Source organism: Alteraquisediminimonas sediminicola (assembly GCF_019740335.1).
Taxonomy (GTDB): Bacteria; Pseudomonadota; Alphaproteobacteria; order Sphingomonadales; family Sphingomonadaceae; genus Alteraquisediminimonas; species Alteraquisediminimonas sediminicola.
In genome coordinates this window covers 744,842-770,493 of sequence record NZ_JAHXZS010000001.1, presented here as the reverse complement: position 1 = coordinate 770,493, position 25,652 = coordinate 744,842, and the positions used below count along the sequence as shown (strand labels likewise).

Below are 25,652 nucleotides of genomic sequence, written 5' to 3'. Positions count from 1 at the left end.
ACAGTCAATTTGGTTGGTGATGCGTGAAAAATGGCGGAATTATGGGGTTATCGACTCTTCACATAACGGCCCGGCGCATCTTCAATTGCCTTGAATTTGCCTTGGCCGGGGATTCGCGCGCCCTTTGATTCGACTTTTTTCGCCGAAGAATGGGCGGCGATATAGCGAATCCAGTCCGGCCACCAACTGCCCTTATGCTCCACCGCCCCGGCACGGAACGCCGCAAGGTCGGCGACGGGGGCGTCATTCAGCCAATATTGATATTTGCCCGCCGCCGGTGGGTTGACGACGCCCGCGATATGGCCGGACCCGGCAAGCACGAATCGTTTTTCGCCCGCCAGATGGTTCATCAGCTTCCAGACCGATTGCACCGGGGCGATATGATCGTCGATCCCGGCTTGAATATAGGAAGGCGTCTTGATCTTGCGGAGATCGAGCGGCACGCCATCGATGGACAAGGCACCCGGCTGGACCAATTTGTTGTCGCGATACAGGTCGCGCAGATATTTGCCGTGCCATTTGGCGGGCAGGTTGGTCGTGTCGCCATTCCAATGGAGCAGATCGAACGGCATATAATCCTGACCGAGCAGGTAGTTATTGACGACATAGCTCCAGATCAGATCGCGGCCCCGCAACAGATTGAAGGTCGCAGCCATATAGCGCCCGTCCATATAGCCCTTTTCGGCGGAAATCTGATCGACCAGCTCCAATTGCTGTTCATCGATGAACACGCATAATTCGCCCGCCTCGCTGAAATCGACCTGCGCGGTAAAGAAGGTGGCGGTCGCGACCTTGTCCGCTTCCCCTCGGGCCGCAAGATAGGCAAGGGTCATCGCCAAGGTCGTCCCCGCGACGCAATAGCCGATGCAATGGACCGATTTGACGCCGAGCAGCGTGCGCACGGTGTCGATCGCATCGACCTGCCCGCGCACGACATAATCATCCTGTGTCACATCGACCAAGCTTTCATCCGCCGATTTCCACGACACGACGAACACGCTCATGCCCTGATCGACCGCCCATTTGATGAAGCTTTTCTCTGGCGACAGATCGAGAATGTAAAAGCGGTTGATCCAGGGCGGGAAGATGAGCAGCGGCTCTTTCAACACATCCGGGGTGGACGGGCTATATTGAATGAGCTGGTACAACGGCGTTTCATGCACGACCTTGCCGGGGGTTGCGGCGATGTTTTCACCCACGACAAAGGCGGTTTCAGGGCTGTGCGTCATTTGCCCGCGCTCCAGATCATGGAGCATATGTTCCAGCCCGCGCACGAGATTCTCGCCGCCGCTTTCCAGCGTCTTTTCAATCACCTTCGGATTGGTCAGCGCGAAATTGGACGGGCTGACCGCGTCCAGCACGCTTTGTGTCGCGAATTTCAGGCGCGATTGCTCCTTTTCGGGCAGGCCGTCGAGATCCTGCACGCCCTTCAACAGATGGTCGCAGAGCAGCAAATAGCTGCGGCGGATCATGTCGAACACCGGATTGCTGCCCCATGCCGGGTCGTTGAAGCGGCGATCCTTGATCGGGGTCGCTTCCGGTGCCTGCTTGCCGGGGGTCAGAAATGACGTCCACAGCGCGGTCGCATCGCTCCAATAATTTTTCTGCATCTCGATCAAGCGGGCCGGGTCCGCCGCCTCAAACCATTTGGCGAGCATATTGGCCTGCGACATATCCGGCAGGTTGAAGTGCATCTTGGCCTGAGGGTCGGGCGTTTTCGTCAATGTGTCCGGCAATTTGCCGATTTGGCGCAGGGAGAATTCCATCAATAACTGTTGCATCCGCCCGACGACGGAGACCCAATGCTGCATGTCAGACAGGCTCATGACGGGGAGGCCGGGGGCTTCAGTCATCAAATCATCCTTTTCATCCACGATAACGCTTAACTGTAGCGTGTTTCGCGGTTATAGCGTTTCTCCCGGCGAACATGGGCATTTTAGCGCCATGTGCCAATAGACAAAAAGTGAGTTCAACCCCGAGATGTCCGAAGAAGAATTCTACCGTATCAAGCGCCTGCCACCCTATGTCATCGCCGAAGTCAACGCGATGCGAGCGGCAGCGCGTATGGCGGGAGAGGACATTATCGATCTCGGCATGGGCAATCCCGATCTGCCGCCGCCGCCGCATGTCATCGACAAATTGTGTGAAGTGGCGCGCGATCCGGATGCGCATGGCTATAGCGCGTCCAAGGGGATTCCGGGCCTGCGCCGCGCGCAGGCCAATTATTACAACCGTCGTTTCGGCGTCGATGTCGATCCCGATACGGAAGTCGTAGTGACGCTCGGCTCAAAGGAAGGTCTGGCCAATCTCGCACAGGCGATCACCGCGCCGGGCGATGTCGTGCTGGCCCCCAATCCCAGCTATCCGATCCATACCTTCGGCTTCATCATTGCCGGGGCGACGATCCGTTCGGTCCCGACGACGCCGGATGAACATTATTTCGAATCGCTTGAACGCGCGATGCGCTTCACCGTGCCAAAGCCTTCGGTGCTGGTCATGGGCTATCCGTCCAACCCGACGGCGGAAACGGTGGATCTCGCTTTTTACGAACGCGTTGTCGCCTTCGCCAAGGAACATGGGCTGTGGGTCTTGTCTGACCTTGCCTATTCGGAACTCTATTATGACGGCTGCCCGACGCCTTCGATCTTGCAGGTGCCGGGTGCAAAGGATGTGGCGGTGGAATTCACCTCCATGTCGAAAACCTATTCGATGGCCGGGTGGCGCATCGGTTTTGCGGTCGGCAACAAGCAGTTGATCGGCGCGCTGACCCGCGTGAAATCCTATCTCGATTATGGTGCGTTCACCCCGATTCAGGCGGCGGCTGTCGCGGCGCTCAACGGGCCGCAGGACATTGTCGAGCAGAACCGCCAGCTCTATCAACGCCGCCGCGATGTGCTGGTGGAAAGCTTTGGCCGTGCGGGCTGGGAAATTCCGGTGCCCAAGGCGTCGATGTTCTGCTGGGCGCCTTTGCCGCCTGAGCTGGCCCATCTCGGCAGCCTTGAATTCTCCAAGCAATTGCTGACCCAGGCAGGTGTCGCTGTCGCGGCCGGTGTCGGCTATGGCGAAGAGGGCGAAGGCTATGTCCGCATCGCGATGGTCGAAAATGAACAGCGCATCCGTCAGGCGGCGCGCAATATCCGCAAATATTTCCAGTCGATGGGGATTAGCGGCACCGCAGCGGCAGAGTAATTTTCCTCATATCATTCGGAATTGCCGATGCTTGAACGTTTCGCTTCGCTGACCAATCGCCGGTCGATCATCGACCGGCGAGCGGTTTCGGACGAGCTGGCGGCGCTTGAAGCACCGGACACGATCAAGCTCCGGATGCTGGCGACCCGCGTGCTGAAAGCGGCGATGGACGAGGGCAGGGCGGAAATCGCGGCGCGGTTGAAAAAATACCCGTCGCGGGGCCGCGATTGCGCCTCGTCACAGGCGTTTCTGGTCGATCAGATTTTGCGCCTGACCTATGATTTCATCATCGAACGGGTGCATCCGCTGCATAACCCGACCTCGGCAGAGCGGCTGACCTTGGTGGCGGTCGGCGGCTATGGCCGGGGCGAAATGGCGCCATTTTCCGACGTCGATATCGCGTTCATCACCCCTTCGAAACAGACGGCTTGGTCCGAACAGGTGATCGAGTCCATGCTCTATGTCCTGTGGGATCTGGGGCTGAAAATCGGGCATAGCAGCCGTTCACTGGATGAAATGATCCGCATGGCGAGGTCTGATCTCACGATCTGCACGGCCTTGCTGGAATCGCGTTATATCTGGGGCGATACCGGCGTTTATGACGAGGCGCGCAGCCGGTTCGAACGCGAAATCATCGCCGGTTCCGCCTCCAGCTTCGTCGCGGAAAAGCTGTCCGAACGTCAGGCCCGCCATGATCGCATGGGCGACAGCCGCTATGTCGTCGAACCCAATTTGAAAGAGGGCAAGGGCGGCTTACGCGATCTCCATACCTTGTTCTGGATCGGCAAATTCGCGTTTCGCGTGAATACGGTGGCGGAACTGGTCGGCGCGGGGCTGTTGACCGAAAAGGAACTGGCGCAATTCCAGAAGGCGGAAAACTTCCTCTGGGCGGTGCGCTGCCATCTCCATCTGATTGCCAAGCGGCCTGAAGAACGGCTGACCTTCGATATGCAGCGCGATGTCGCGCTCAGCCTTGGCTATGCCGCAAGGCCGGGTCGGTCGTCGGTCGAACGCTTCATGCAGCATTATTTCCGCACGGTGAAATTGGTGGGCGATTTGTCCGGGCTGTTCCTTGCCCATCTGGATGAAAAGTTCGCGACCAAGGGCCGCCGGTTCAACCTGCCGAGCCTGCGGCGCAAGCCGAAAACATTGGATGGCTTCATTCTCGATCGCGGGCGGCTCGCGATCCCGCATGATGCGTTTTTCGAAGAAGACCCGGTGCGGTTGTTGCGCCTGTTTGCGGTGGCAGACCGGCATGAGCTCGATATTCATCCGCTGACGATGCGCGTGGCCCAGCGCGATGTCCGGCTGATCGACCGCAAGGTGCAGCAGGACCCGGAGGCGAACGCGCTGTTCCTCGATGTGCTGACCAGTCCGCGCGACCCGGAACGGATATTGCGGGCGATGAACGATGCCACGGTCTTTGGGCGATTTGTCCCTGATTTTGGCCGTGTCGTCGCGCAGATGCAGTTCGACATGTATCATCATTATACCGTTGACGAACATTCGATCCGCGCGATTGGCTTGCTCAGCCAGATCGAAAAGGGCCAGCTATCGACGGACCATCCCCATTCGACCTCGCTGATGAAGCAGATCCTGTCGCGCCGCGTGCTCTATGTCGCGGTGTTGTTGCACGATATCGCCAAGGGGCGGGGCGGGGACCATAGCGTTTTGGGCGCGGAAGTGGCGCAGAAGCTCTGCCCGCGCTTTGGCATGACCCCGGCGGAAACCGAAACGGTGGCATGGCTGATCCGCTATCATTTGTTGATGTCGGATACGGCGTTCAAGCGCGACCTGTCGGATTTCAAGACCGTCCTCGACTTTGTCGCAGTGGTGCAAAGCGTCGAACGCCTGCGCTTGCTGGTGGCGCTCACGGTCGTGGATATTCGCGCCGTCGGCCCGACCGTTTGGAATAGCTGGAAACGGCAATTGCTGACCGATCTCTATGACGCGTCGGAAGAAGTGTTGCGCCTTGGCCATAAACAGCGTGGCCGGGCCGAACGCGTCGCGGCCAAGCAGATCGAATTGCAGCAGATATTGGGATGGGACGATGCGACGTTCAAACCCTATGCCAAGCGCCTGTCCGATGCCTATTGGGTGGCGGAGCCGCTCGATATTCTCGCCAGCAACGCGCGTCAGGTCCGCGCCGCCGAAGAAGGCGAGGTGCATCTCTCGCTCAAGGCGCAAATCTATCCCGAACGCGGCGCGACCCTTGTTACCCTCTATGCCGCCGATCACCCCGGCCTGTTCTATCGGCTGGCGGGCGCGATCCATCTGGCGGGGGCGACGATCATCGATGCGCGCATTCACACCAGCCGCGATGGCATGGCGCTCGATAATATCTTGGTGCAGGACCCATTCGGCCAGCCCTTTGACGAGGCGGAACGCTTGCGACGGCTGGAGGTCGCGATCGAGGATGCGCTCGCCAATCGCAGCCGCTTGCTCGATCGGCTGGAGGCCAAGCCCTTGCCCCGCATCCGCGCCGAAGCCTTTGTCCATGAACCGAGCGTGTTGATCGATAACAAGGCGTCCAACCGTTATACCGTGGTCGAAATCGCCGCGCGCGACCGTCCGGCGCTGCTCAACAACCTCGCTTATGCGTTGTTCCAGTCCAAGGTGACGATCCACAGCGCCCATATTGCGACTTATGGCGAACGCGCGGTCGACGTATTTTATCTGACCGATCTGATCGGCGACAAGATCGAAGGCGCGGCGCGGCTGAAGGCGTTGGAAAAACGTTTGCTCGATGCGGCAGCGGGGATCAGGGGCGATCAGGCCGCTTGATAGGGCGGGGGAGGCGTAAGTGCCACTCTCCCCACTCATTGTCAGAATTTCGTCCGCACCGTTACGCCCCATGTTCGGGGCTCCGCCGGGAAGATGAGGAACAGGCCCGATCCGGGGGTGGAGCCGCCTGCCGTTACGGTCGCGAGCGAGCCGCTCCCCTGAATCGGCGCACCGGCCACAGTCTGGCGATAATTGGTGTCGAACAGATTTTGCGCCCAAAGCGCGACATTCCACCCGTCATCCGCCCCGCTCAACCCAAGACGGGCATTGATGGTGGCGACGCCCGCTTGCGTCTTTTCCGGTAACAGATCGGACCCGACATTGATCCGCGACTGGAACCGGCCATCAAGATGGACCAGCGCGCGCATGCCCGATCCACCGACCGCCGGACTCCATGTCAGCGCACCCGTGACCACATGGCGCGGGGCATTGGACAGGGCCGCACCCGGCAGCTGGAACAATGTCGTCGCCAGACCACGGCCAGCGCCACCCGTAATATTGTTGCGATATCCCGTCTTGGCCAGCGTATAGCCCGCTTCGATCATCACATCCGTCATGGGATAGATCGAGGCTTCAACTTCGACGCCCTTTGTGGTGACGCCCGATTTGTTCCGACCGATGCAGGTGCCATTGGACCCGCTCAAGTCACTATCGGCGGTATCGCCGCCCATAAGCGCCGAACAGCCTTGAATATTTTCCACGACAAAGCTCACGCCGTTAAACGTATTGAGCTGGAAATTATCGAACATCTGATAAAATGCGGTGGCGGCCACACGGAAGTCGTGCCCGCGATATTTCGCGCCCAATTCCCATGCATCGACGGTTTCGGCGGCAAAGCGCAATTGGGTCGCTAGCGGTGCGCCCATATTCAGCCCGGCACGGTCGAGATTGAACCCGCCCGATTTGAACCCGCGCGACCAGCTGACATAGGTGAGCAGCCGGTCATTGGGCTTGTAGCTGATCGACGCGCTGCCGGTCCAATCGTTGCTCGATGTACCATCGCGATAGCTGCCATCTACCCCGGTTGCGGTCAAAGAATTGCCGCCCAGCACATTATTGGCGCAGGTCAGGCTGTAGATGCTCGTGCCTTTCAGCGCCGCCATATCCGCGCAGGCCGTGCTATCCGACAGGATGTTCGCCGCCAGCGTCTTGCGATCATGGGTGAAACGCGCACCCAATGCGACCGAGAGCTTTGGCGTGATCGTGATGACATTATGGGTGAATAGCGCCCATGTCACATCGCGCTGGTGATATTGGTCGCGCACCGCGCCCTTGTCGTTGATGCCAGACAGAGCTTGCAGCCCGGCCAGCACGGGCGCGCTCAGGCCGTTCTGCCCGGTGATGTTCAGACAGCTGAGTGCATTGGGATCAATCGCGCTGCCGCCCGGCAGGGTGGGCAACAGGATGTTCGCCACCCGACATCCCTGCACCAGCCCATATTGCGTACCGAACCGCAGATTATCCGCCAGTTTGAGCGTTTCATGGCCGTAATATCCGCCGATCAGCCAATCGAGCGTGTCGTGAAAGGCCTTGCCGTTCAGGCGTATTTCCTGCGTAAAAGTGTCGAAGCTCTGGTCGAGTTGATCGCGATAGAAGGTGTCGAGATTGTTGAAATCCGCATCTTGCCCGCGATCCGATTCCCAATTGCGAAAGGCGGTGATGCTGGTCAGCCGGACATCGCCAAGCTCGCTGTTGATCTCGGCGGAAACGCCCCGGTCGATCACATCGGACTGGAAACTGCGGCCCGGCGTGATCGAAACCTGACGCTGGGTATAATCCTGATTGAGCTTCGCGCCGAAGCTTTCCATCAGCGCGGCCATGCTGTTCGGGCCAAAGCTGATGCTGCCATCCCCATTGCGGATGACGTTGCGGCTCTGCTGATAGGCGGCGGCGCAGCAATCTTCATCGCGCTTGGCATAATCGGCGATCAGGCGGATCGTCGTCGTGTCGCTTGGCTTCAACAGCAATTGACCACGCGTCAGCCAGCGATTGCGGTTGTTGAAACGGCGGTTGGATGCGCCGGGATAGTCGTTGGATTCGACCATGAAGCCATCGCGCTTGTTATAAACGCCGTCCAGCCGATAGGCGATCTTGGCATTGATCGGGCCGGTCAGCCCCAATTTGGCGCGACGATAATCATAATTGCCATAGCTTAATTCGGCGGTGCCGCCTTCTTCAAAGCTGGGGGCGGTGGTGATGACATTGATCAATCCCGCCAACGCATTGCGGCCAAATAACGTGCCTTGCGGCCCGCGCGCGACTTCGATCCGATCGACCGCGCCCAATTCGGTAAAGGCCACGCCGGAACGGCTGCGATAGACGCCATCGACAAAGGTCGCGACCGAGCTTTCAAGGCCGGGATTGTCGCCGACCGTGCCAATGCCGCGAATCCGGGCCACGCCACCCACGGCTTCGGAAGAGGATGAGCTAACGAACAAGGAGGGCGACAATTGGTTGAGCTGGCGAATATCATGCGCGCCCGCATTTTCGAGATTTTTGGCGCTGATCGCGGAAATGGCCAGCGGCACATCGGTCATCACCTGACTGCGCCGTGTCGCGGTGACGATGATGTCGTCCCGTGCGCCATCGGCCAGATCCGCGGCAAAAGCCGACGGAGGCGTCAGGGCGAGGGAAATGGCACAGGCGGAAAGGGCAACCGAACAAGACGGCCAGATTTTTCTCATTGTCATTGCTCCTGCACGACCTGCGCGATCGTCTGTTTGGCATTCAATCCGGCGCTTCTAGTAAATCATGCATGAAACGCAAAGGTGCTATTGCGTGGTCTTGAAAATCCCTCGCTGCTGTGATTGTTGCGTCACTGTCTTTGCGTCCTAGGTGAAATCGCTCTAAGGTCTTTCATCGCTATTTCGTCCCGTTGTTTGTTACCTGTCTCCTGTCCGGAAAATTACCGCCTCATGAACTCGCGCCATCCCGAATATCAGTATCTTGATCTGATCCGTCGCGTCTGGAACGAAGGGGAGGAGCGGGTGGACCGCACCGGCGTCGGCACGCGTTCATTGTTCGGGGCGACGATCCGTTATGATCTTGGCGATGATGCCGTGCCGCTGCTGACAACCAAAAGGGTCGCATGGAAGGTCGCGGCGCGCGAGATGCTGTGGTTCCTGACCGGCGATACCAATATCCGCAAATTGGTGGAGCAAAAGGTCCATATCTGGACCGATTGGCCACTGGAACATTATCGCCAGACCACGGGCGATCACGCGATCGACCGCGATGCGTTCGAAGCTCGGATCATAGCCGATGACGATTTCGCTGCTAAATGGGGCGATCTTGGCCCGGTATATGGCGCGCAATGGGTGAATTGGCCGGATTATGAACCGGCGGGCGATGGTCTGTTCCGGCGTAAGCCGCAGGGCATCAATCAGATTGCCGCGCTGATTGACGGGCTGAAGCATAATCCCAGTTCGCGCCGCCATTTGTTCACCGGCTGGAATGTGGCGGAACTGCATCGCATGGCGCTGCCGCCCTGCCATATGACCTATCAATTCCATGTGTCGAACGGCAAATTGTCCGGCATGTTGTTTCAGCGCAGTTGCGATCTTGGCCTTGGCTTTGCCTTTAATGTGTTCGCCACCGCGATGCTGATCCGCATGGTTGCCGATCAATGCGGTTATGAACCCGGCGAATTGGTGTGGAATGGCGGGGATGTGCATCTCTATCTCAACCACGCCCATCTGGTTGAGGAGCAATTGGCGCGGGTGCCGGAGGGTAATCCGAAACTGCTGCTGCTCCGCAAGCCCGACAGTATTTTCGACTATCGGATCGAGGATTTCGAGGTGCAGGATTATGCCCCGCAGGCGCATATTTCCGCACCTGTGGCGGTCTGAGCTTTTACGATAACAGGTGAGTGGGCCATCAGCCCAAGGAGAGTTGCATGCACAAGGACGCGGGTGAATTCAGTAAAATTCCGGTCCCCGATGAAGTCGCCGATGCCATCCGCACCTTGTTGCGCTGGACCGGCGAAGACCCCAGCCGCGAAGGGCTTGTCGATACGCCCTATCGCGTCGCGCGGGCGTGGAAGGAATATTGCGCGGGCAATGCGGAAGACCCCTCGCTGCATTTGTCGCGCACTTTTGAAGAGGTCGGCGGCTATGACGAGATCGTGCTGTTGCGCGACATTCCGTTCCAGTCGCATTGCGAACATCATATGGCGCCAATCAGTGGCAAGGCGAGCATCGCCTATATGCCCAAAAATCGGGTAGTCGGCATTTCCAAGCTGGCCCGCGTGCTGCACGGCTTTGCGCGGCGATTGCAGGTGCAGGAACGGCTGACGGCAGAGGTCGCCCAGAGCATCTGGGATCATCTCCAGCCGCATGGCGTGGCGGTCGTGATCGAGGCGACCCATGGCTGCATGACCGGGCGCGGGGTAAAAACGCCGGGCGTGGTGATGACGACCAGCCGGCTCTTGGGTTGCTTCCTAGAAGATCACCGCAGCCGCAAGGAAGTCCTCAGCCTGATGGGCTACTGAGCGTCGCTGCGGCTGACATAGCCATCGACCGCCCGCCACAAATCAGCGGTGCGGCGGTCGAAATCATCCGGGGGCAATCGGTCCGCCGCCGTCTGTAGCTGGTGGAATTCACGCACCATCGCATCCAATGTCCCGATGCGCGGATCAAGCACCGGCAATTGCCCTGATGCGATTTGCGCCGTCACATCGTGCAACTGCCCTTCATGCAGGCGCAATACCCGGTCCATCCGGCTGGCGAGCCGTTCATTATGGGTCGCGACCAGGGCCGCGCCGCCTTCTTCGCGCACCAGGCGCAGAAATTCCTCGAACACCAGATCGGCGGTCGCCTCATCGAGATTGCCGGTCGGTTCGTCCGCCAAAATCAGCGCAGGGCGATTGGCGAGGGCGCGGGCGACCGCCACGCGCTGTTGCTCGCCGCCCGACAATTGGCTTGGCCGGTGATGCAGCCGTGCGCCAAGGCCCAAAGTGCCGAGCAATTGGGCGGCGCGGTTTTCGGCGTCGGCCTGTGCGGCCCCGGCAATCAACAAGGGCAGGATGACATTTTCGACCGCCGAAAAGTCCGGCAGGAGATGGTGAAATTGATAGATGAAGCCGAGCGAATCACGCCGCAATCTGGTGCGTTCGGCGGCGTCGAGCGTCGCTGCTTCCTCATCAAGGATGCGGATCGAGCCTTCAAACCCGCCTTCAAGCAGGCCGACCGCCTGCAATAATGTCGATTTTCCGGAGCCTGAAGGCCCCAACAGGGCCACGATTTCGCCGGGGGCGATGGCGAGGCTGATGCCGCGTAAGACCTCAATGCGTTCACCCCCTTGCAGGAATGAACGCTTGAGATTGTGGACGGCTAAAACGGGACCATGTTGCATGGCCCGTGGGTAGCGGTCTTATTTAACGAGAGCAACTGCCGCCGCAGCCGCAGCCTGACGCAGAATGTCGAGAATCTTGTTCTGCGCGCCCGGTTCGTCGGTCTGTTCCATTGCCGCCAGTTCGCGGGCGAGGCGGCTGGTCGCAGCCTCGAAAATCTGGCGTTCGGAATAGGATTGTTCCGGCTGATCTTCGGCACGGAAAAGATCGCGGACCACTTCGGCGATCGACACGAGGTCGCCCGAATTGATCTTCGCTTCATATTCCTGTGCGCGACGTGACCACATGGTACGCTTGACCTTCGGCTTGCCCTTCAACGTGGCAAGGGCGTCCTGCATCTGGGCGCCGGTCGACAGCTTGCGCATGCCGACGCTTTCCGCCTTGTTGGTCGGAACCCGGAGTGTCATCTTTTCCTTCTCGAAACGAAGGACGTACAGTTCCAGAGAAATACCTGCGATTTCCTGATTCTGGAGCTCAATAACCCGGCCTACGCCGTGTTTTGGGTAAACGACATAATCGCCGACATCAAAGCTCAGCGCCATATTAGCCATTTTTACAGAGAGCCTTTCAAACCGAGGGAGAGGCATCCGCGCCGAAAATGTCATCTGACGGATGATTTCCGCCAGCGCGACCCGACAACGATGGCTCAACTCCCGTGAAGTTTCGCACCAAGAAAAAGCCGGGAAGTGTGTGCACAACCCAGCTGGTGACTACTCTTGTAACAGAGTCGCCACAAAAAATCCAGTAGATTGAAAGTCGATGCACCAAAGGCTGGCGCAAAGGCCAGCTACATAGGTGTCAAAGGCGGGGAAAGCCCCTGCCGAAAATAATGTGGGGCTGACATTGCTGTCAGCCCCAGCGCATTAATCGCCCTTGCCAGCGTCGGCAGAGAAATATTTGTCGAACTTGCCTTCTTCGCCCTTGTGCTCATCGGCATCGGCAGGCGTCTGATCCGCCTTGCGGGTGACGTTCGGCCATTGGGCAGAGAAATTGGTGTTCAGTTCCAGCCACTTTTCGAGACCATTTTCCGTATCCGGCAAAATGGCTTCGGCCGGGCATTCCGGTTCGCATACGCCGCAGTCGATGCATTCGTTCGGATTGATGACGAGCATGTTCTCGCCTTCATAGAAACAATCCACCGGACAAACTTCGACGCAGTCCATGTACTTGCAGCGAATGCATGCTTCGGTGACGACGTAGGTCATATAGGCTCACTCTCGTAGTTCGTAGGTCTCAACTTCGCATCCCGATTATGACGGACAATGGCGTCCGTCAATCGTCAACACGCCGGACGGGCCACCATTCGCGCCCGACCGGCGATATTTCCTCAACGACGCTTGGCGACCGGTGGCACGGTGATGCGGATTTCCTCGCCCGAATTGCCCGGAAAGCCGGTGAACATCGCCTCGATCAGATTGGGCACCAATTCCGTCAGCCGGTCATGCGTCGACCGCGCCTTGGCCATGCCTTCGAATACCCGGTCGCCATCGCTGCTGCGTGCGATCTTGAGGTCGAGGAAACTGGTGTAGACGGTGTAGCTTTCGGTTTCGCTATAGGCCCATGGATCATACCAGAACGGATCGTACCAGCCGCTGTAATAAGGAGAACCATAATAAGGATAACGGCCATAATAGGGATAGCCGCCCCAATAAGGGCTTCCCCCCCAAGCGCCGAAGCGATTCCAGCCATAGCCCATGCCAAAGCTGGAATAGCTGCGTGGATAGGTGACGGTCTTTTCCACGCCCTTGTCGACACCATAATCAAGCCAGACGATCAGGCTTGCATCCTTGGCGTCTGATGCGGGGCGATAGCCATTGGCCTCCATTTTGGCGGCGACGAGCTTCGCATAATTGGCGAATTCGAGACCGCCCGATAATGTCGGATCGGCAGGCTGGATCACGAAGCTTTGCCCCGCAGGGGCAGGCATGGCCTGAAAGCGGGAGACATCGGCCTTGAACGAGGTCGCGCACCCGGCAAGGACCATCAGCGCGAGCGGCGCGAACAGCCGCATGATGATGGTACGGATATTGTTCATTTTCTCTCTCCGGCAAGGCCTTTCCGTCCGCATCGATTCGGACACCGGCCTTTCACTACATATGATGGACCGAGTTTCGCGCTTGTCTATCTGAATGATCACTTAATCGCAGGTACTTATCGAGAAAATTACCCGCTACGCAGCAGGCCGACAGCAGCATCGCGCTCGAATAAATAGAGCGCGGTGCGGGCCGCCTGACCGCGCGGCCCTTCCAGCCCGCCATCGCGATCGACCAACAACCGCGCATCATCATGGGCGGTGCCGATCAGCGCATCGATCCGTTCCGGGGTCGCGAGCCGATATTGCGCCTCGCCCGATTGCTTGGTGCCAAGCAATTCGCCGCCGCCGCGCAGGCGCAAATCCTCTTCGGCGATGCGAAAGCCGTCATTGCTTTCCCGCATCAGCGCCAGCCTTGCCCGCGCCGTTTGCGACAGCATCGGATTACGCAGCAACAGGCACACGGATTTGCCATCGCCGCGCCCGACGCGCCCGCGCAACTGGTGCAATTGGGCAAGGCCGAAACGATCCGCCCCCTCGATAATCATCAGCGTGGAATTGGGGACATCGACCCCGACCTCGATCACCGTGGTCGCGACCAGCACCGCGAGTTCGCCCGCCGCAAATCGCTCCATCACGCGGTCTTTTTCCGGCCCTTTCATCCGGCCATGGACAAGGCCGATATGATCGCCAAACCGTGCCTGCAACGTCGCCGCCCGCGCTTCGGCAGCGGCCTGATCCGAGAGTTCGCTTTCCTCGACCAATGGGCAGACCCAATAGGCTTGCCCGCCCTTTTGGATGTGGCGGCCAAGGGCATCGACGACTTCATCCACGCGTTCGACGCTCAACACCCGTGTTTCGATCGGCTGGCGGCCCGGCGGCATTTCATCGAGCCGCGACACATCCATTTCGCCATAATTGGAAAGGGTGAGGGTGCGCGGAATCGGGGTCGCGGTCATCACCAGCAAATGCGGCGGACGTTTCGCCTTGGCCGCGAGCATCATCCGTTGCGCCACGCCAAAGCGATGCTGTTCATCGACCACCGCCAGGCCAAGGCATTTATACGCGACCTTTTCTTGAAAGATCGCATGGGTGCCGATCAATATATGGATCGAGCCATCGGCCAGCCCCATCAACACGGATTCGCGGGCCTTGCCCTTGTCGCGCCCGGTCAGGATCGCAACGTTGATCGGCAATCCGGCGACCATGCGGCGGATATTGTCATAATGCTGACGGGCGAGAATTTCGGTTGGGGCGAGCATCGCGGCCTGCGCCCCGGCCTCGACCGCGACCAGCATCGCATTCAATGCGACATAGGTTTTCCCCGCGCCGACATCGCCCTGCAACAGCCTGACCATCGGCACGGCCTGCGCCATATCGCCCTCGATCTCGCCAATGGTGCGGGTCTGGGCGTTGGTCGGCTGATAGGGCAATTCCAGCATGGCTCTGAGTTTGCCATCGCCATGCAATGGCACACCCTTGCGCCGCCTTGATGAGGCGCGGACCAGCATCAGCGCCAGTTGATTGGCGAAAATCTCATCATAAGCGAGGCGATTGCGCGCGGCCTCATCCGCAGGATCGGCATGGACGCGCAACAAGGCCGCGCGCCAGTCCGGCCAATCCTGTTGGGTTTTCAGGCTCGGCTCGATCCACTCGGGCAGGTCGGGCGCGCGGGCCAGCGCCTGTTTGGCCAAATCGCCGATACGTTTGTTGGTCAGCCCTTCCGACAGGCCATAGACCGGTTCGCGCGCGGGCAGGGTGATGGCCTCTTCCGGTTTCCAGACATGATCGGGATGGACCATTTGCGCGTCCTGCCCATAAAGTTCGAGCTTGCCGGTCACGACACGCGGCTCCATCAAAGGAAACAGCTTGCGGACCCATGCGGACGCATTGCCGAAAAAGACCAAGTTGAGGATATTGCCGTCGCGATCCTGCGTCACCACGCGAAACGGCCCGCGACCGGGTGAGGCGCGGTAATCGGTCGGGGTGACGGTGACGATGATCACCTTGCCCGCATCATGGCCCTCGACCGTGTCGACGGCCACCCGGTCGATCCAACTGACGGGCAGATGAAAGGCGATGTCGACCACGCGTTCCAGCCCCAGCCGGGCAAGCGGCTTGGCAAGCGCCGGGCCAATGCCTTTCAGCACGCCTGTTTCGGCAAAGAACGGATTGAGAATCTCGGGCCGCATGGTTAGGGGGTTCTAACATTGTGCCGACAGGCCGCAACCGGCCAGCCAGCCTTTATTTATTCTGATGGGATCTGCATCATGACGACCGAATTGAGCCGCGAACACCGCCTCAAGCGCCTAGGCTTCCGGGCGTGGCACCGTGGCACGAAAGAGGCCGATATCATGATCGGCTGTTTCTTCGACCGTCACGCTTCCAATTTCAACGAGGAAGAACTCAGCTGGTACGAACGGCTGATGGACGAGGAAGACGTCGAAATCATGGGCTGGATCATCGGCACGATTCCTTGTCCGCCCGCTTATGAAGGCGCGATGATGGCGGCGATGCGTAAGCTGGATTATATCGAAATCTCTAAGTGATTTTGGGCTAAGTGAATAATGGCCAGCCTGCGCGATCATGACTGATTTCAACCGCATCCTTGCCGCCAAGTCGCTGCTGACGCTCGCGGGCGTGCCGGCGGGTTTCCTGCCGTGGTTATTGGCGGATCTGGCGCGGGCGGCGGGGGCGGCGACATCGACCGGGCGGGCGGTCTATATCGCGTCCGATGATGTGTTGATGCGCGCGGTGGTCGAATCCGCGCATTATTTCGCGCCGGAACTGGAAGTGCTGCATTTCCCGGCGTGGGATTGCCTGCCTTATGATCGCTCGTCGCCGGGGCTTCGCGCTTCTGCCGAACGTCTGGCCGCGCTGCATCTCTTGCAGTGCAAGCAGACCGCGCCGCAATTGCTCGTCACCACCCTTGATGCCGTGGCCCAGCGCACGCTCACCCCATTTCGGGTGCGGCAATTGGTGGCACGGCTGGCGCCGGGGGAACGGATCGAGCGCGATCAATTGGGCGCGTTGTTGCAGGCCAATGGCTATGTCCGTTCCGATACGGTCGCCGATCAGGGCGAATATGCGGTGCGCGGGGGCTTGGTCGATCTCTGGCCATCGGGGGAAACGCACGCGCTGCGCCTCGACTTTTTCGGCGATGAAATCGAAAGCGTGCGCCAGTTCGATCCGCAAGACCAGCGCAGTATTGGTCGGGTCGATGGCTTCACCCTGTTGCCCGCGTCCGAGGCGTTGCTGGACGAAGAGAGCATCAAGCGGTTCCGGGGCCGCTATCGCGAAACCTTCGGCGCGACCGCGACCGGCGATCCGCTGTATCAGGCGGTCAGCGACGGGCGACGGCTGGCGGGGATGGAGCATTGGCTGCCTTTGTTCGAAGAGCGGCTGGAAAGCCTGTTCGATCATTTGGGGCCGAATGACATCATCCTGCGCGATTCCGGCGTGGCCGGGGCGGCGGATGCGCGGTTCGAGGCGGTCGCCGATTATTACGCCAACCGCGAACGCGCGCAAAAGGCCGATCCCGGCAGCTATCGCCCGCTAAAGCCCGACAGCCTGTATTTCAGCGCGGATGAATGGGCGGCGACGGTTGAGTCGAAGACTATCCATCTGCTGACCCCGTTTCACGAGCCGGAAAGCCCGCAGGTCATCGACTTCGGCGTCGATCAGGCGCGCGATTTCGCGCCGGAACGCGCACAGGGCGTCAATGTCTATGAGGCGGTGGCCGCCCATATCCGCACCCTTGGCCGTGAAGGGCGCAAGGTCGTGCTCGCCAGCTATTCGCGCGGCTCACGCGAACGTCTGGCCGGATTGCTCGCCGATCATGGGCTGGCGGCGGCCCCGATGGGCGAGGATTGGCAAGCGGCGCTGGGCGCGGCTTATGCGGGGAGTGCGGCGCTCGCGGTGCTGCCGCTCGATCATGGGTTCACCACGCCCGATGTGGCGGTGCTGACCGAACAGGATATGCTCGGTGACCGGCTGATCCGCCGGACCAAGCGCAAAAAGAGCGCGGATGCGTTCTTGAATGAACTGGCGACGCTGACCCCCGGCGATCTGGTGGTCCATCAGGATCATGGCATTGGCCGTTATGAAGGGCTGATGTCGATCCCAGTCGGCCAATCGCCGCATGATTGCGTCGCGCTCAGCTATCAAGGCGGGGACAAGCTGTATGTCCCGGTTGAAAATATCGATGTGCTGTCGCGTTATGGCGCGGGCGAAGAGGACGCGCAGCTCGATAAATTGGGCGGGGTCGCATGGCAGGCGCGCAAGGCCCGGATGAAGGAGCGCATCCGCGAAATCGCGGGTGAGTTGATGAAAACCGCCGCCGAACGCGCCCTTCGCCCCGGCACGATCATGGAACCGGATCACGGCGGCTATCCGTCCTTTGTCGATCGTTTCCCTTGGCCCGAAACCGAGGATCAGGACCGCGCGATTGGCGATGTCATTGCCGATCTGGCGAGTGGCAAGCCGATGGATCGGCTGGTCTGCGGCGATGTCGGCTTTGGCAAGACCGAGGTCGCATTGCGCGGCGCATTTGTCGCGGCGATGGCGGGCAAGCAGGTGGTCGTGGTCTGCCCGACGACCCTGCTCGCGCGGCAACATTACACCAATTTCGCCGAACGCTTCGCCGGTTTCCCGTTGAAAGTCGGGCGCTTGTCGCGATTGGTCCCGGCGGCAGAGGCCAAGGCGACGCGCGACGCGCTGGCCGATGGCACCTGCGATGTGGTGATCGGCACTCATGCGTTGCTCGCCAAGGGGATCGAGTTCAAGCGGCTCGGCCTTGTCATCGTCGATGAGGAACAGCGGTTCGGCGTGACCCATAAGGAAAAGCTGAAATCGCTGAAGGCTGATGTCCATGTGCTGACGCTGACCGCGACGCCGATCCCGCGCACGTTGCAAATGGCGATGTCGGGCCTGCGTGAATTGTCGGTGATCCAGACCCCGCCGGTCGATCGTCTGGCGGTCCGCACCTATGTCATGCCATGGGACCCGATAGTGATCCGCGAGGCTTTGCTGCGTGAACATTATCGCGGCGGGCAGAGCTTCATCGTCGTGCCGCGTCTGGCCGATCTGCCGGATATTGAGCGGTATCTGCGCGAGGAAGTGCCGGAGATCAAATATGTCGTCGCCCATGGCCAGATGGCGGCGGGCGAGGTCGAAGAGCGCATGTCGGCCTTTTACGACCGGCGTTATGATGTGTTGCTGTCCACCTCGATCATTGAAAGCGGGATCGACATTCCATCCGCCAATACGATGATTGTGCATCGCGCCGATATGTTCGGCCTTGCGCAATTATATCAGATCCGGGGCCGGGTGGGGCGTTCGAAGACCCGCGCCTATGCCTATCTCACCACCGCGCCCAATCGTTTGATGACGGACACGGCGGAAAAACGCCTGCAAGTGCTGGCCAATCTCGATTCGCTGGGGGCGGGTTTCCAGATCGCGAGCCATGATCTCGATATTCGCGGCGCGGGGAATTTGTTGGGCGATGAGCAATCGGGCCATATCAAGGAAGTTGGTTTCGAACTGTATCAACAGATGCTGGAAGAGGCGATTATCTCGGCACGGGCAGGCGGCATTGCGGCGGCGCTGGCGGAGGAAAAATATTCGCCCCAGATCACCGTCGATGCGCCGATTCTCATACCGGAAGAATATGTCCTCGACCTTGATTTGCGGATGGGCCTGTATCGCCGGTTGAACGAGGTGGAAGACCGCGCGGGGATCGAATCCTTCGCCGCCGAAATGATCGACCGCTTCGGCGCATTGCCCGCCGCCACGCAGAATTTGGTGATGGTGATGGAGGCCAAGCTCAATTGCAAGATCGCCGGGATTGCCAAGCTCGATGTTGGGCCGAAGGGGGCGCTTGTCCACTTCTGGCAGGATCGTTTCGCGGATTTGCCGGGGTTGATCAGCTATGTCGAACGGCTGAAAGGCACGGCCAAATTACGGCCCGATAGCAAGCTTGTGATTCAGCGCAATTGGCCGACGGCGGAAAGCCGGATGAACGGCATGTTGCAGCTATCGCGCGGACTTGCCCAGATTATCAGCCGTCAAAGCAGCGCCGGCAAGTCCGCGAAATAAATGATGCCTTATTCGGCGGGGACGACTTCATCGCCCTGTGCGGTGATCGTGCCTGCTGCGCCATGCGGCAGATATACCGCATAGATCGCAAGGCCGAGCGTCAGCAGGAACGACAGCATGATGCCGACCGACCGTAGCTTGTTGGGATAGGCACGGTCCATGCCAAGGCCATGCAGGACGCGGCTGGCGATGAACAAGGCGCCAACAGCCCATAAGACGGTCCCGGCGGTGCCGGGGGATGCCAACTCGACCAGGCCAAGCAGGATCAGGAAAATCGGCGTATATTCGTTGAAATTGGCATGCGCCCGCATCCGGCGGGTGAGCGCTATGTTGCCGCCATCGCCCAATTCGATCTTCGCCTGCATCCGGACCTGCCCGCAACGAAAGGCAAGCCATAAATTCGTGATCGCGGCGGCACCCGCCATGGTGAGGGTGATCGGCAAGATAGTCGTCATATAAGGCTTCCCATTATCAAAATGTTCAAGAGCGGCTTTTTCTCCGCCGTCTTGCACGCGGCTCGTGTGCTGCCATCTCATCATCATACTTGCAAGATTTTCAGGATGGGGTATAGGCGCGGCTCTTGCAACGAGCGAGGCCGGAATCGGGCCGCAGCCATAGGGCTGACGGGCCGGATCTACCTCACTCTTGTTGCTGCAACCTTGATTTGAATGGAATAGGTGCGGACATGGCCGTCCCAAAAAGAAAAACTTCACCTTCACGTCGCAACATGCGTCGCAGCCACCACGCGCTGACCCCTGATGCGTTTCAGGAATGCCCGAATTGTGGTGAACTCAAGCGTCCGCACAATCTGTGCAGCGCTTGCGGTCACTATAATGGGCGCGAAGTCGTCTCGGTCGAGGCCTGAGCCTCGAAAGGGAAGTCATGACGAACGGGGGCAAACCGCGAATCGCTATTGATGCGATGGGCGGTGATGTAGGGCCTGCGGTTATGGTGGCGGGAGCCGTCATGTCGCAGGAGCAAATTCCCGGCGTAGATTTTCTGCTTTTCGGCGATGAAACGGCGATCCGGGCAGAATTGTCCGCACTTGGTGCGGACATGGCCCGGTTTGACGTCGTTCATTGCCCGGAAGTGATTACCGGCGACGACAAACCCAGTCAGGCGATCCGTCGTGTCAAAACGACGTCCATGGGCCAAACGGTCGATGCCGTGAAGACGGGCATGGCGCAGGCGGCGATTTCCGGTGGCAACACCGGGGCGCTGATGGCGATCTCGAAGCTCGCGCTCAGGACCATGCCGGGCATTGATCGTCCGGCCATCGCGGCCTTGCTGCCGACGCTGGGCGAAAATGACATGGTCATGCTCGACCTTGGCGCCAATACCGAATGCGATACCCGCAATCTTATCCAGTTCGCTGTGATGGGTGCGGCTTATGTGCGTTCCGTCCTTGAGCTTGAACGGCCCCGCGTGGCGCTGCTCAATATCGGGACCGAGGAGCTCAAAGGCACCGATGCCGTGAAAGAGGCGGCGACCCTTTTGCGCGATGCCAAATATCTGCCGATGGAATTTACCGGCTATATCGAAGGCGATAAGATTTCACGCGGGCTGGTCGATGTCGTCGTGACCGACGGCTTTTCCGGCAATATCGCACTCAAGACGCTGGAAGGCACCGCACGATTCGTGACCGATCTGCTGAAACGCGCGTTCACCAGCTCGATCCGGTCCAAGCTCGGTTTCCTGATTTCGCGCCCGGCGACGGATTTGCTGCGGCATCATCTCGATCCGAATAATCACAATGGCGGCGTGTTTCTCGGCCTGAACGGCCTCGTCGTCAAAAGCCATGGCAGCGCCAATGCCCGTGGGGTCGCCAATGCGATCCAGGTGGCGGCAAAGCTGATTGATCATGAATTGACCCGCAAGATCACGGAAGATCTCGACAATTTCCGGGCGCATCACAAGGGTGAGGAGGTTGCCGGATGAGCGTTAAGTCCGTGATTATTGGTACTGGCTCGGCCCTGCCGAAAGAACGCGTCTCCAACGAACAACTGGCCAGCCGGATCGAAACCTCTGACGAATGGATTCGTGGCCGCACTGGCATTACCGCCCGCTATCTGGCGGGTGAGGGCGAAACCACCAGCACGCTTGGCACCGATGCCGCCCGCGCGGCGATTGCCGCCGCCGGCATTGATGCGTCGAAGATCGGCCTGATCATTCTCGCCACCGCGACCCCGGATCAGACCTTCCCGGCCAGCGCCACCAAAGTGCAGGCCGCGCTTGGCATCAATGATTGCGTGGCATTCGATGTCGCGGCGGTGTGCTCCGGCTTTCTGTACGCCATCACCGTCGCCGATGCGATGTTGAAGACGGGCGCTGCCGAATATGCGTTGGTGATCGGTGCCGAAACCTTCAGCCGCATTCTTGATTGGGAAGACCGCACGACCTGCGTGTTGTTCGGCGATGGCGCGGGCGCGGTTGTGCTGCATGCCGATCCAAATGCGGGCGATCGCGGCATTCTCGCCTCCAAGCTGCATGCCGATGGCCGTCATAATGAATTGCTCTATGTCGATGGTGGGCCTTCGACCGGCGATCAGGTTGGCAAGCTGCGGATGAAGGGACAGGAAGTGTTCCGCCATGCAGTCACCAACCTCGCCAGCGTCTTGCAGGAAGTGCTCGATATGGCGGGCGTTGCCGCATCCGATCTCGATTGGGTCGTACCGCATCAGGCGAATCGCCGCATTCTTGATGCCACCGCCCGCAAATTCGGCCTGCCGCCGGAAAAGGTAGTGATCACGGTCGATGAACATGCCAACACCTCGGCGGCATCGGTGCCGTTGGCGCTCGATGTCGCGGTGCGCGATGGTCGGATCAAGCGTGGCGATCTGGTGATGCTGGAGGCCATGGGTGGTGGTTTTACTTGGGGCGCGTGCCTGCTGCGTTACTAAAACGCCCATTTAACGGTTAACCGCCTGAAATCTCGCTTAGGTTGCTGATTCAACGGTTGCTCTTGCGACAAATTTTCAGATAATAGTCGGTAATGTCGAGTAAATTTGTGTGCCGCGTTTCCCGAGTCATTCGGTGCTGCCATCTTACGCGCCTACATTCTTTTATATGCCGTGTTTTCCGAGTCATTCGGTGTTACCACCGCATTCGAAAAACACTCTTGGAGGAGAGCTTTAATGCCCAACACAGGAACATTGACCCGTGCCGATATCGCCGAGCGGCTGAATCAGGAAATCGGGCTGTCCAAGGCTGAATCCGCTGCATTGCTGGATCAGGTATTGGACAATGTCACCGACGCGCTGGTGCGTGGCGAAAATGTCAAGTTGTCGGGCTTCGGTAGCTTCCTGCTCCGCGACAAGAAAGAACGCATCGGTCGCAATCCCAAGACCGGGGTTGAAGTGCCGATCACGCCGCGCCGCGTGCTGACGTTCCGCGCCAGCCAGATGGCCCGCGAAACGATCATCAAGGGCAATTGAACATTACGTTCAATACCCCTGCGCGATTGAGCCTGACAGCGTGAGTAAATCCGACACCGCATTGCGGACGATCAGCGAACTGGCGGAGGAACTGGGCGTGGCCCAGCATATCCTGCGCTATTGGGAGACGCGTTTTCCGCAGCTCCGTCCGCTGACGCGCGCCGGTAATCGTCGTTATTACCGGCCTGCGGATGTGGCGCTTGCCCATCGCATCCATCAATTGCTCAATCGCGACGGCTTTACGGTCAAGGGCGCGCAACAGGCGCTCGCATCCAAAGATGTGGGCGATGTTGAGGCGCCTGTGAAGGTTGCGCCAAGTGCGCCGGTCGTCATTGCGCCCGTGCCTACGTCGGCTCCGGCTCCAGCGCTTGATCTGTCCGCATTGCGGGCGGTGCGCGACAGGCTGTGCCGCGCCTTGGAGGGCGATCTGCCGAACAGTCCGGCCCGCCTGCTGTAATTTCGTCCTCAGCCAGCGGGGCCTGTACCGATAACGGCACAGGCCCCCTGCCGATTACAGCGCGTCGACAGCTGCCTTATGTGCGCGGCCATTTTCCACGTAATTTACGACGCCTTGGCGATGGTCGGCAATGTCTTCGGGCGACAGGTCGCGCACGAATTTCGCGGGGCGGCCCACCCACATCTGGCCCGCGCCCACGCGCTTGCCGGGGGTCAGGATCGCGCCTGCGGCGACCATGCCGTCCGATTCGATGTGACAACCGTTCATCACGGTTGCGCTCAGGCCCACAAAGGCGTGATTATCCATAGTCGTGCCATGAACCATCGCCAGATGGCCTATCAGGCAATCTTCACCGATAATCGTCGGGCAACCGTCCGGCATGCCATCATAAGGCGAATCGCAATGGATGACCGAACCATCCTGCACATTGGTTCGCGCGCCGATCACGACGTGATTCACATCGGCGCGAATGACGCAATTATACCAGATGCTGACATCCGGGCCGATTTCGACATCGCCGATGATCCGGCAACCCGGCGCGATAAAGGCCGAAGGGTGAATGCGCGGGGTTTTGCCATTCAGCGGGATAATCGTCACATCTTTGTACATTTTCGAGGAACTTCCAGTCAGCCGATAAGACGTGCCGCATCCGCGGCGTGATAGGTAAGAATACCGGAGCAGCCCGCCCGGCGAAAGCTGGTCAGCGTTTCAAGGATCAATGCATCCCTGTCGCCAGCGCCAGCCGCAGCGGCATGTTCGATCATCGCATATTCGCCGGAGACCTGATATGCAAATACCGGCACTTCAAAACGGTCTTTCACCCGGCGAATAATGTCGAGATAGGGCAGGCCGGGCTTCACCATCACGCTGTCTGCGCCCTCGGCCAGATCGAGCGCGACCTCGCGCAGGGCCTCTTCGGCATTGGCCGGGTCCATTTGATAGCCCTTTTTATCGCCCTTCAGCAGGCCGCGCGAACCGACCGCATCGCGGAACGGGCCGTAAAAGGCGCTCGCATATTTGGCGGCATAGGCCATGATCTGGATATTGGCATGGCCATCAGCCTCCAGCGCGTTACGGATCGCGCCGATGCGGCCATCCATCATGTCGCTCGGCGCGATGATATCCGCCCCGGCATTGGCCTGATTGAGCGATTGTGCCACCAGCATCTCGCTGGTCGCATCGTTCAACACATAGCCAGCTTCATTGATCAGCCCATCCTGACCATGGCTGGTATATGGATCGAGCGCGACATCGGTCAGCACGCCGATGTCCGGCACCGCGTCCTTGATCGCGCGGATCGCCTGACACATCAGATTGTCGGGGTTGAGCGCCTCGCGCCCGTCCTCGCTGCGCCGTTCGGCTTGTGTATTGGGAAACAGGGCAAGGCACGCAATGCCAAGCGATTGGGCCTCGCGCGCGCGCGCGACCAGCAGATCGACCGACCAGCGCGATACGCCGGGCAGGGCTGCAATCGGCTCTTCCACTTGCTTGCCTTGGGTAACGAACAACGGCCAGATGAAATTCGCCGGATCGAGAAACGTCTCGCGATGCAGGGCGCGGCTCCAGCCCGTGGCGCGAGTCCGGCGCAGGCGGATGGCGGGGAAGGAGGCAATGGTCATCATTCGTCTTTCATAGCTCTAAGCTGGGAACCGCACTACGCCCGCAGGCGCGAGAGTTAAAGACCCGAAAACACCCCTTCAACCACTGCGCCCTTCATCATTGGCATCCGGGCCGGTGTCGCTTTGCTTACCGCTTTCGGCCTTGGATTTGGCGCTGGCGGCAGCTTTGTCGTCCATGAATTGACGGAAATCGACGAGCAACAGGCTCCACCAATCAAACGCATCGAGAAAATTTTCGCGCCGCACCCCGCCTTTCAGCGAGAGATAATAATCGAGGATGAGGTCGCCATCCCCATCAATTGCCGCGCGGGCGAGCTTGTAATGCGCGTTCCATTCGTTCGATTCATTGGTGGTGAAACCGTTCGGGCGTTCCCACCATGCGAGAAAGCGTAGGCTGGCGCAGCCATTGTTGAGGTCGCAATCGCTGAAGCTGAGGGTGAAGAACACGCCATTGGCGGCGCTGTCGATATAGCGGATGCCATCCGGATTTGACTTGATTTGCGCCTTGAAGCCCGCCTCGCGTAGCAGTGCGGCAATCGCCTCGACATCATTGCCGCTGATGAGATCACCCGGCTTGGCCGAGGGGGCAGGGGCCGGCTTTACGACGGCAGCATGGCCCGGCAGCGCGACGATGCACAGACCTGCGCACAAGAGCGGCAGCAGCAAGGAGAAAGCGGATTTCGTCAACGAC

Annotated in this window: 21 protein-coding genes and 1 pseudogene; 11 read left to right on the top strand and 11 right to left on the bottom strand. The window is 59.6% G+C overall.

Annotated features, from left to right (window positions below):
• Positions 1-47: 47 nt before the first annotated feature.
• Positions 48-1,853, bottom strand: coding sequence for a PHA/PHB synthase family protein (locus tag K6117_RS03855; protein ID WP_221792392.1), 1,806 nt, complete (start codon positions 1,851-1,853; stop codon positions 48-50).
• Positions 1,854-1,980: 127 nt separating this feature from the next.
• On the opposite strand from K6117_RS03855, the gene K6117_RS03850 reads away from it, so the two are divergent.
• The gene (locus K6117_RS03850; RefSeq protein WP_221792391.1) at positions 1,981-3,189 is read left to right on the top strand and encodes an LL-diaminopimelate aminotransferase; all 1,209 of its coding nucleotides are present in this window, start codon (positions 1,981-1,983) and stop codon (positions 3,187-3,189) included.
• A gap of 27 nt (positions 3,190-3,216) precedes the next feature.
• Complete coding sequence (locus K6117_RS03845) at positions 3,217-5,973, top strand: [protein-PII] uridylyltransferase (RefSeq protein ID WP_221792390.1); 2,757 nt, start codon at positions 3,217-3,219, stop codon at positions 5,971-5,973.
• A gap of 41 nt (positions 5,974-6,014) precedes the next feature.
• Here the strand turns inward: K6117_RS03845 and K6117_RS03840 are convergent, their stop codons facing one another.
• Entirely contained in the window at positions 6,015-8,663 is a 2,649-nt protein-coding gene (locus tag K6117_RS03840; RefSeq protein ID WP_221792389.1) for a TonB-dependent receptor, read from the bottom strand.
• Positions 8,664-8,888: 225 nt separating this feature from the next.
• Between K6117_RS03840 and thyA the strand changes: the two genes are divergently transcribed.
• Both thyA and folE read left to right on the top strand, forming a co-directional pair.
• Positions 8,889-9,821: a thymidylate synthase gene (gene thyA / locus K6117_RS03835; protein WP_221792388.1), complete on the top strand. Its 933-nt coding sequence runs from the start codon at positions 8,889-8,891 to the stop codon at positions 9,819-9,821.
• 47 nt (positions 9,822-9,868) lie between these two features.
• Positions 9,869-10,462, top strand: coding sequence for a GTP cyclohydrolase I FolE (folE, locus tag K6117_RS03830; RefSeq protein ID WP_221792387.1), 594 nt, complete (start codon positions 9,869-9,871; stop codon positions 10,460-10,462).
• Between the two features lie 185 nt (positions 10,463-10,647).
• Here the strand turns inward: folE and K6117_RS03825 are convergent.
• From K6117_RS03825 to recG, 5 genes and pseudogenes are all read right to left on the bottom strand, one after another.
• Positions 10,648-11,325: pseudogene (locus K6117_RS03825) on the bottom strand (ABC transporter ATP-binding protein); the annotation flags it as partial.
• Positions 11,326-11,343: 18 nt separating this feature from the next.
• Positions 11,344-11,874, bottom strand: coding sequence for a CarD family transcriptional regulator (locus K6117_RS03820; RefSeq protein WP_221792385.1), 531 nt, complete (start codon positions 11,872-11,874; stop codon positions 11,344-11,346).
• Between the two features lie 312 nt (positions 11,875-12,186).
• Entirely contained in the window at positions 12,187-12,528 is a 342-nt protein-coding gene (gene fdxA, locus K6117_RS03815; protein WP_221792384.1) for a ferredoxin FdxA, read from the bottom strand.
• 122 nt (positions 12,529-12,650) lie between these two features.
• Positions 12,651-13,358, bottom strand: a complete 708-nt coding sequence (locus K6117_RS03810) for a DUF4136 domain-containing protein (protein ID WP_221792383.1) — start codon at positions 13,356-13,358, stop codon at positions 12,651-12,653.
• Positions 13,359-13,486: 128 nt separating this feature from the next.
• Positions 13,487-15,547 (bottom strand): ATP-dependent DNA helicase RecG, encoded by a 2,061-nt coding sequence (recG, locus tag K6117_RS03805; protein ID WP_221792382.1) that lies wholly within the window; start codon positions 15,545-15,547, stop codon positions 13,487-13,489.
• Between the two features lie 90 nt (positions 15,548-15,637).
• On the opposite strand from recG, the gene K6117_RS03800 reads away from it, so the two are divergent.
• Both K6117_RS03800 and mfd read left to right on the top strand, forming a co-directional pair.
• Positions 15,638-15,904: an FAD assembly factor SdhE gene (locus tag K6117_RS03800; protein WP_221792878.1), complete on the top strand. Its 267-nt coding sequence runs from the start codon at positions 15,638-15,640 to the stop codon at positions 15,902-15,904.
• 37 nt (positions 15,905-15,941) lie between these two features.
• Positions 15,942-19,451, top strand: coding sequence for a transcription-repair coupling factor (mfd, locus tag K6117_RS03795; RefSeq protein WP_221792381.1), 3,510 nt, complete (start codon positions 15,942-15,944; stop codon positions 19,449-19,451).
• Positions 19,452-19,459: 8 nt separating this feature from the next.
• Here mfd and K6117_RS03790 read toward each other — a convergent pair whose 3' ends face one another.
• Positions 19,460-19,906 (bottom strand): MAPEG family protein, encoded by a 447-nt coding sequence (locus K6117_RS03790; RefSeq protein ID WP_221792380.1) that lies wholly within the window; start codon positions 19,904-19,906, stop codon positions 19,460-19,462.
• Between the two features lie 230 nt (positions 19,907-20,136).
• On the opposite strand from K6117_RS03790, the gene rpmF reads away from it, so the two are divergent.
• From rpmF to K6117_RS03765, 5 genes are all read left to right on the top strand, one after another.
• Positions 20,137-20,316, top strand: a complete 180-nt coding sequence (rpmF, locus tag K6117_RS03785; RefSeq protein WP_221792379.1) for a 50S ribosomal protein L32 — start codon at positions 20,137-20,139, stop codon at positions 20,314-20,316.
• 17 nt (positions 20,317-20,333) lie between these two features.
• Positions 20,334-21,389 (top strand): phosphate acyltransferase PlsX, encoded by a 1,056-nt coding sequence (plsX, locus tag K6117_RS03780; protein WP_221792378.1) that lies wholly within the window; start codon positions 20,334-20,336, stop codon positions 21,387-21,389.
• Positions 21,386-22,351, top strand: coding sequence for a beta-ketoacyl-ACP synthase III (locus K6117_RS03775; protein ID WP_221792377.1), 966 nt, complete (start codon positions 21,386-21,388; stop codon positions 22,349-22,351). Before plsX ends, K6117_RS03775 begins: the two co-directional genes overlap by 4 nt.
• A gap of 234 nt (positions 22,352-22,585) precedes the next feature.
• Positions 22,586-22,885: an integration host factor subunit alpha gene (locus tag K6117_RS03770; RefSeq protein ID WP_221792376.1), complete on the top strand. Its 300-nt coding sequence runs from the start codon at positions 22,586-22,588 to the stop codon at positions 22,883-22,885.
• Positions 22,886-22,925: 40 nt separating this feature from the next.
• The gene (locus K6117_RS03765) at positions 22,926-23,342 is read left to right on the top strand and encodes a MerR family transcriptional regulator (protein ID WP_221792375.1); all 417 of its coding nucleotides are present in this window, start codon (positions 22,926-22,928) and stop codon (positions 23,340-23,342) included.
• Between the two features lie 54 nt (positions 23,343-23,396).
• Here the strand turns inward: K6117_RS03765 and K6117_RS03760 are convergent, their stop codons facing one another.
• The 3 genes from K6117_RS03760 to K6117_RS03750 form a co-directional block, all read right to left on the bottom strand.
• Positions 23,397-23,951 carry a gamma carbonic anhydrase family protein gene (locus K6117_RS03760; RefSeq protein WP_221792374.1) on the bottom strand — a complete coding sequence of 185 codons (555 nt, stop codon included), beginning with the start codon at positions 23,949-23,951 and terminating at the stop codon, positions 23,397-23,399.
• Positions 23,952-23,968: 17 nt separating this feature from the next.
• Positions 23,969-24,961: a porphobilinogen synthase gene (gene hemB, locus K6117_RS03755; RefSeq protein ID WP_221792877.1), complete on the bottom strand. Its 993-nt coding sequence runs from the start codon at positions 24,959-24,961 to the stop codon at positions 23,969-23,971.
• 78 nt (positions 24,962-25,039) lie between these two features.
• On the bottom strand, positions 25,040-25,648 hold the full coding sequence (locus tag K6117_RS03750) for a YbjN domain-containing protein (RefSeq protein WP_221792373.1): 609 nt from the start codon (positions 25,646-25,648) through the stop codon (positions 25,040-25,042).
• Positions 25,649-25,652 lie beyond the last annotated feature (4 nt).

Excerpts from the sequence above, each read along its gene's own strand:
- folE (WP_221792387.1), top strand. The coding sequence starts at position 9,869 with ATGCACAAGGACGCGGGTGAATTCAGTAAAATTCCGGTCCCCGATGAA.
- K6117_RS03820 (WP_221792385.1), bottom strand. The coding sequence starts at position 11,874 with ATGGCTAATATGGCGCTGAGCTTTGATGTCGGCGATTATGTCGTTTAC.
- K6117_RS03845 (WP_221792390.1), top strand. The coding sequence starts at position 3,217 with ATGCTTGAACGTTTCGCTTCGCTGACCAATCGCCGGTCGATCATCGAC.
- fdxA (WP_221792384.1), bottom strand. The coding sequence starts at position 12,528 with ATGACCTACGTCGTCACCGAAGCATGCATTCGCTGCAAGTACATGGAC.
- recG (WP_221792382.1), bottom strand. The coding sequence starts at position 15,547 with ATGCGGCCCGAGATTCTCAATCCGTTCTTTGCCGAAACAGGCGTGCTG.
- K6117_RS03770 (WP_221792376.1), top strand. The coding sequence starts at position 22,586 with ATGCCCAACACAGGAACATTGACCCGTGCCGATATCGCCGAGCGGCTG.
- rpmF (WP_221792379.1), top strand. The coding sequence starts at position 20,137 with ATGGCCGTCCCAAAAAGAAAAACTTCACCTTCACGTCGCAACATGCGT.
- mfd (WP_221792381.1), top strand. The coding sequence starts at position 15,942 with ATGACTGATTTCAACCGCATCCTTGCCGCCAAGTCGCTGCTGACGCTC.
- plsX (WP_221792378.1), top strand. The coding sequence starts at position 20,334 with ATGACGAACGGGGGCAAACCGCGAATCGCTATTGATGCGATGGGCGGT.
- K6117_RS03790 (WP_221792380.1), bottom strand. The coding sequence starts at position 19,906 with ATGACGACTATCTTGCCGATCACCCTCACCATGGCGGGTGCCGCCGCG.
- K6117_RS03850 (WP_221792391.1), top strand. The coding sequence starts at position 1,981 with ATGTCCGAAGAAGAATTCTACCGTATCAAGCGCCTGCCACCCTATGTC.
- K6117_RS03810 (WP_221792383.1), bottom strand. The coding sequence starts at position 13,358 with ATGAACAATATCCGTACCATCATCATGCGGCTGTTCGCGCCGCTCGCG.
- K6117_RS03775 (WP_221792377.1), top strand. The coding sequence starts at position 21,386 with ATGAGCGTTAAGTCCGTGATTATTGGTACTGGCTCGGCCCTGCCGAAA.
- K6117_RS03840 (WP_221792389.1), bottom strand. The coding sequence starts at position 8,663 with ATGACAATGAGAAAAATCTGGCCGTCTTGTTCGGTTGCCCTTTCCGCC.
- thyA (WP_221792388.1), top strand. The coding sequence starts at position 8,889 with ATGAACTCGCGCCATCCCGAATATCAGTATCTTGATCTGATCCGTCGC.
- hemB (WP_221792877.1), bottom strand. The coding sequence starts at position 24,961 with ATGACCATTGCCTCCTTCCCCGCCATCCGCCTGCGCCGGACTCGCGCC.
- K6117_RS03760 (WP_221792374.1), bottom strand. The coding sequence starts at position 23,951 with ATGTACAAAGATGTGACGATTATCCCGCTGAATGGCAAAACCCCGCGC.
- K6117_RS03855 (WP_221792392.1), bottom strand. The coding sequence starts at position 1,853 with ATGACTGAAGCCCCCGGCCTCCCCGTCATGAGCCTGTCTGACATGCAG.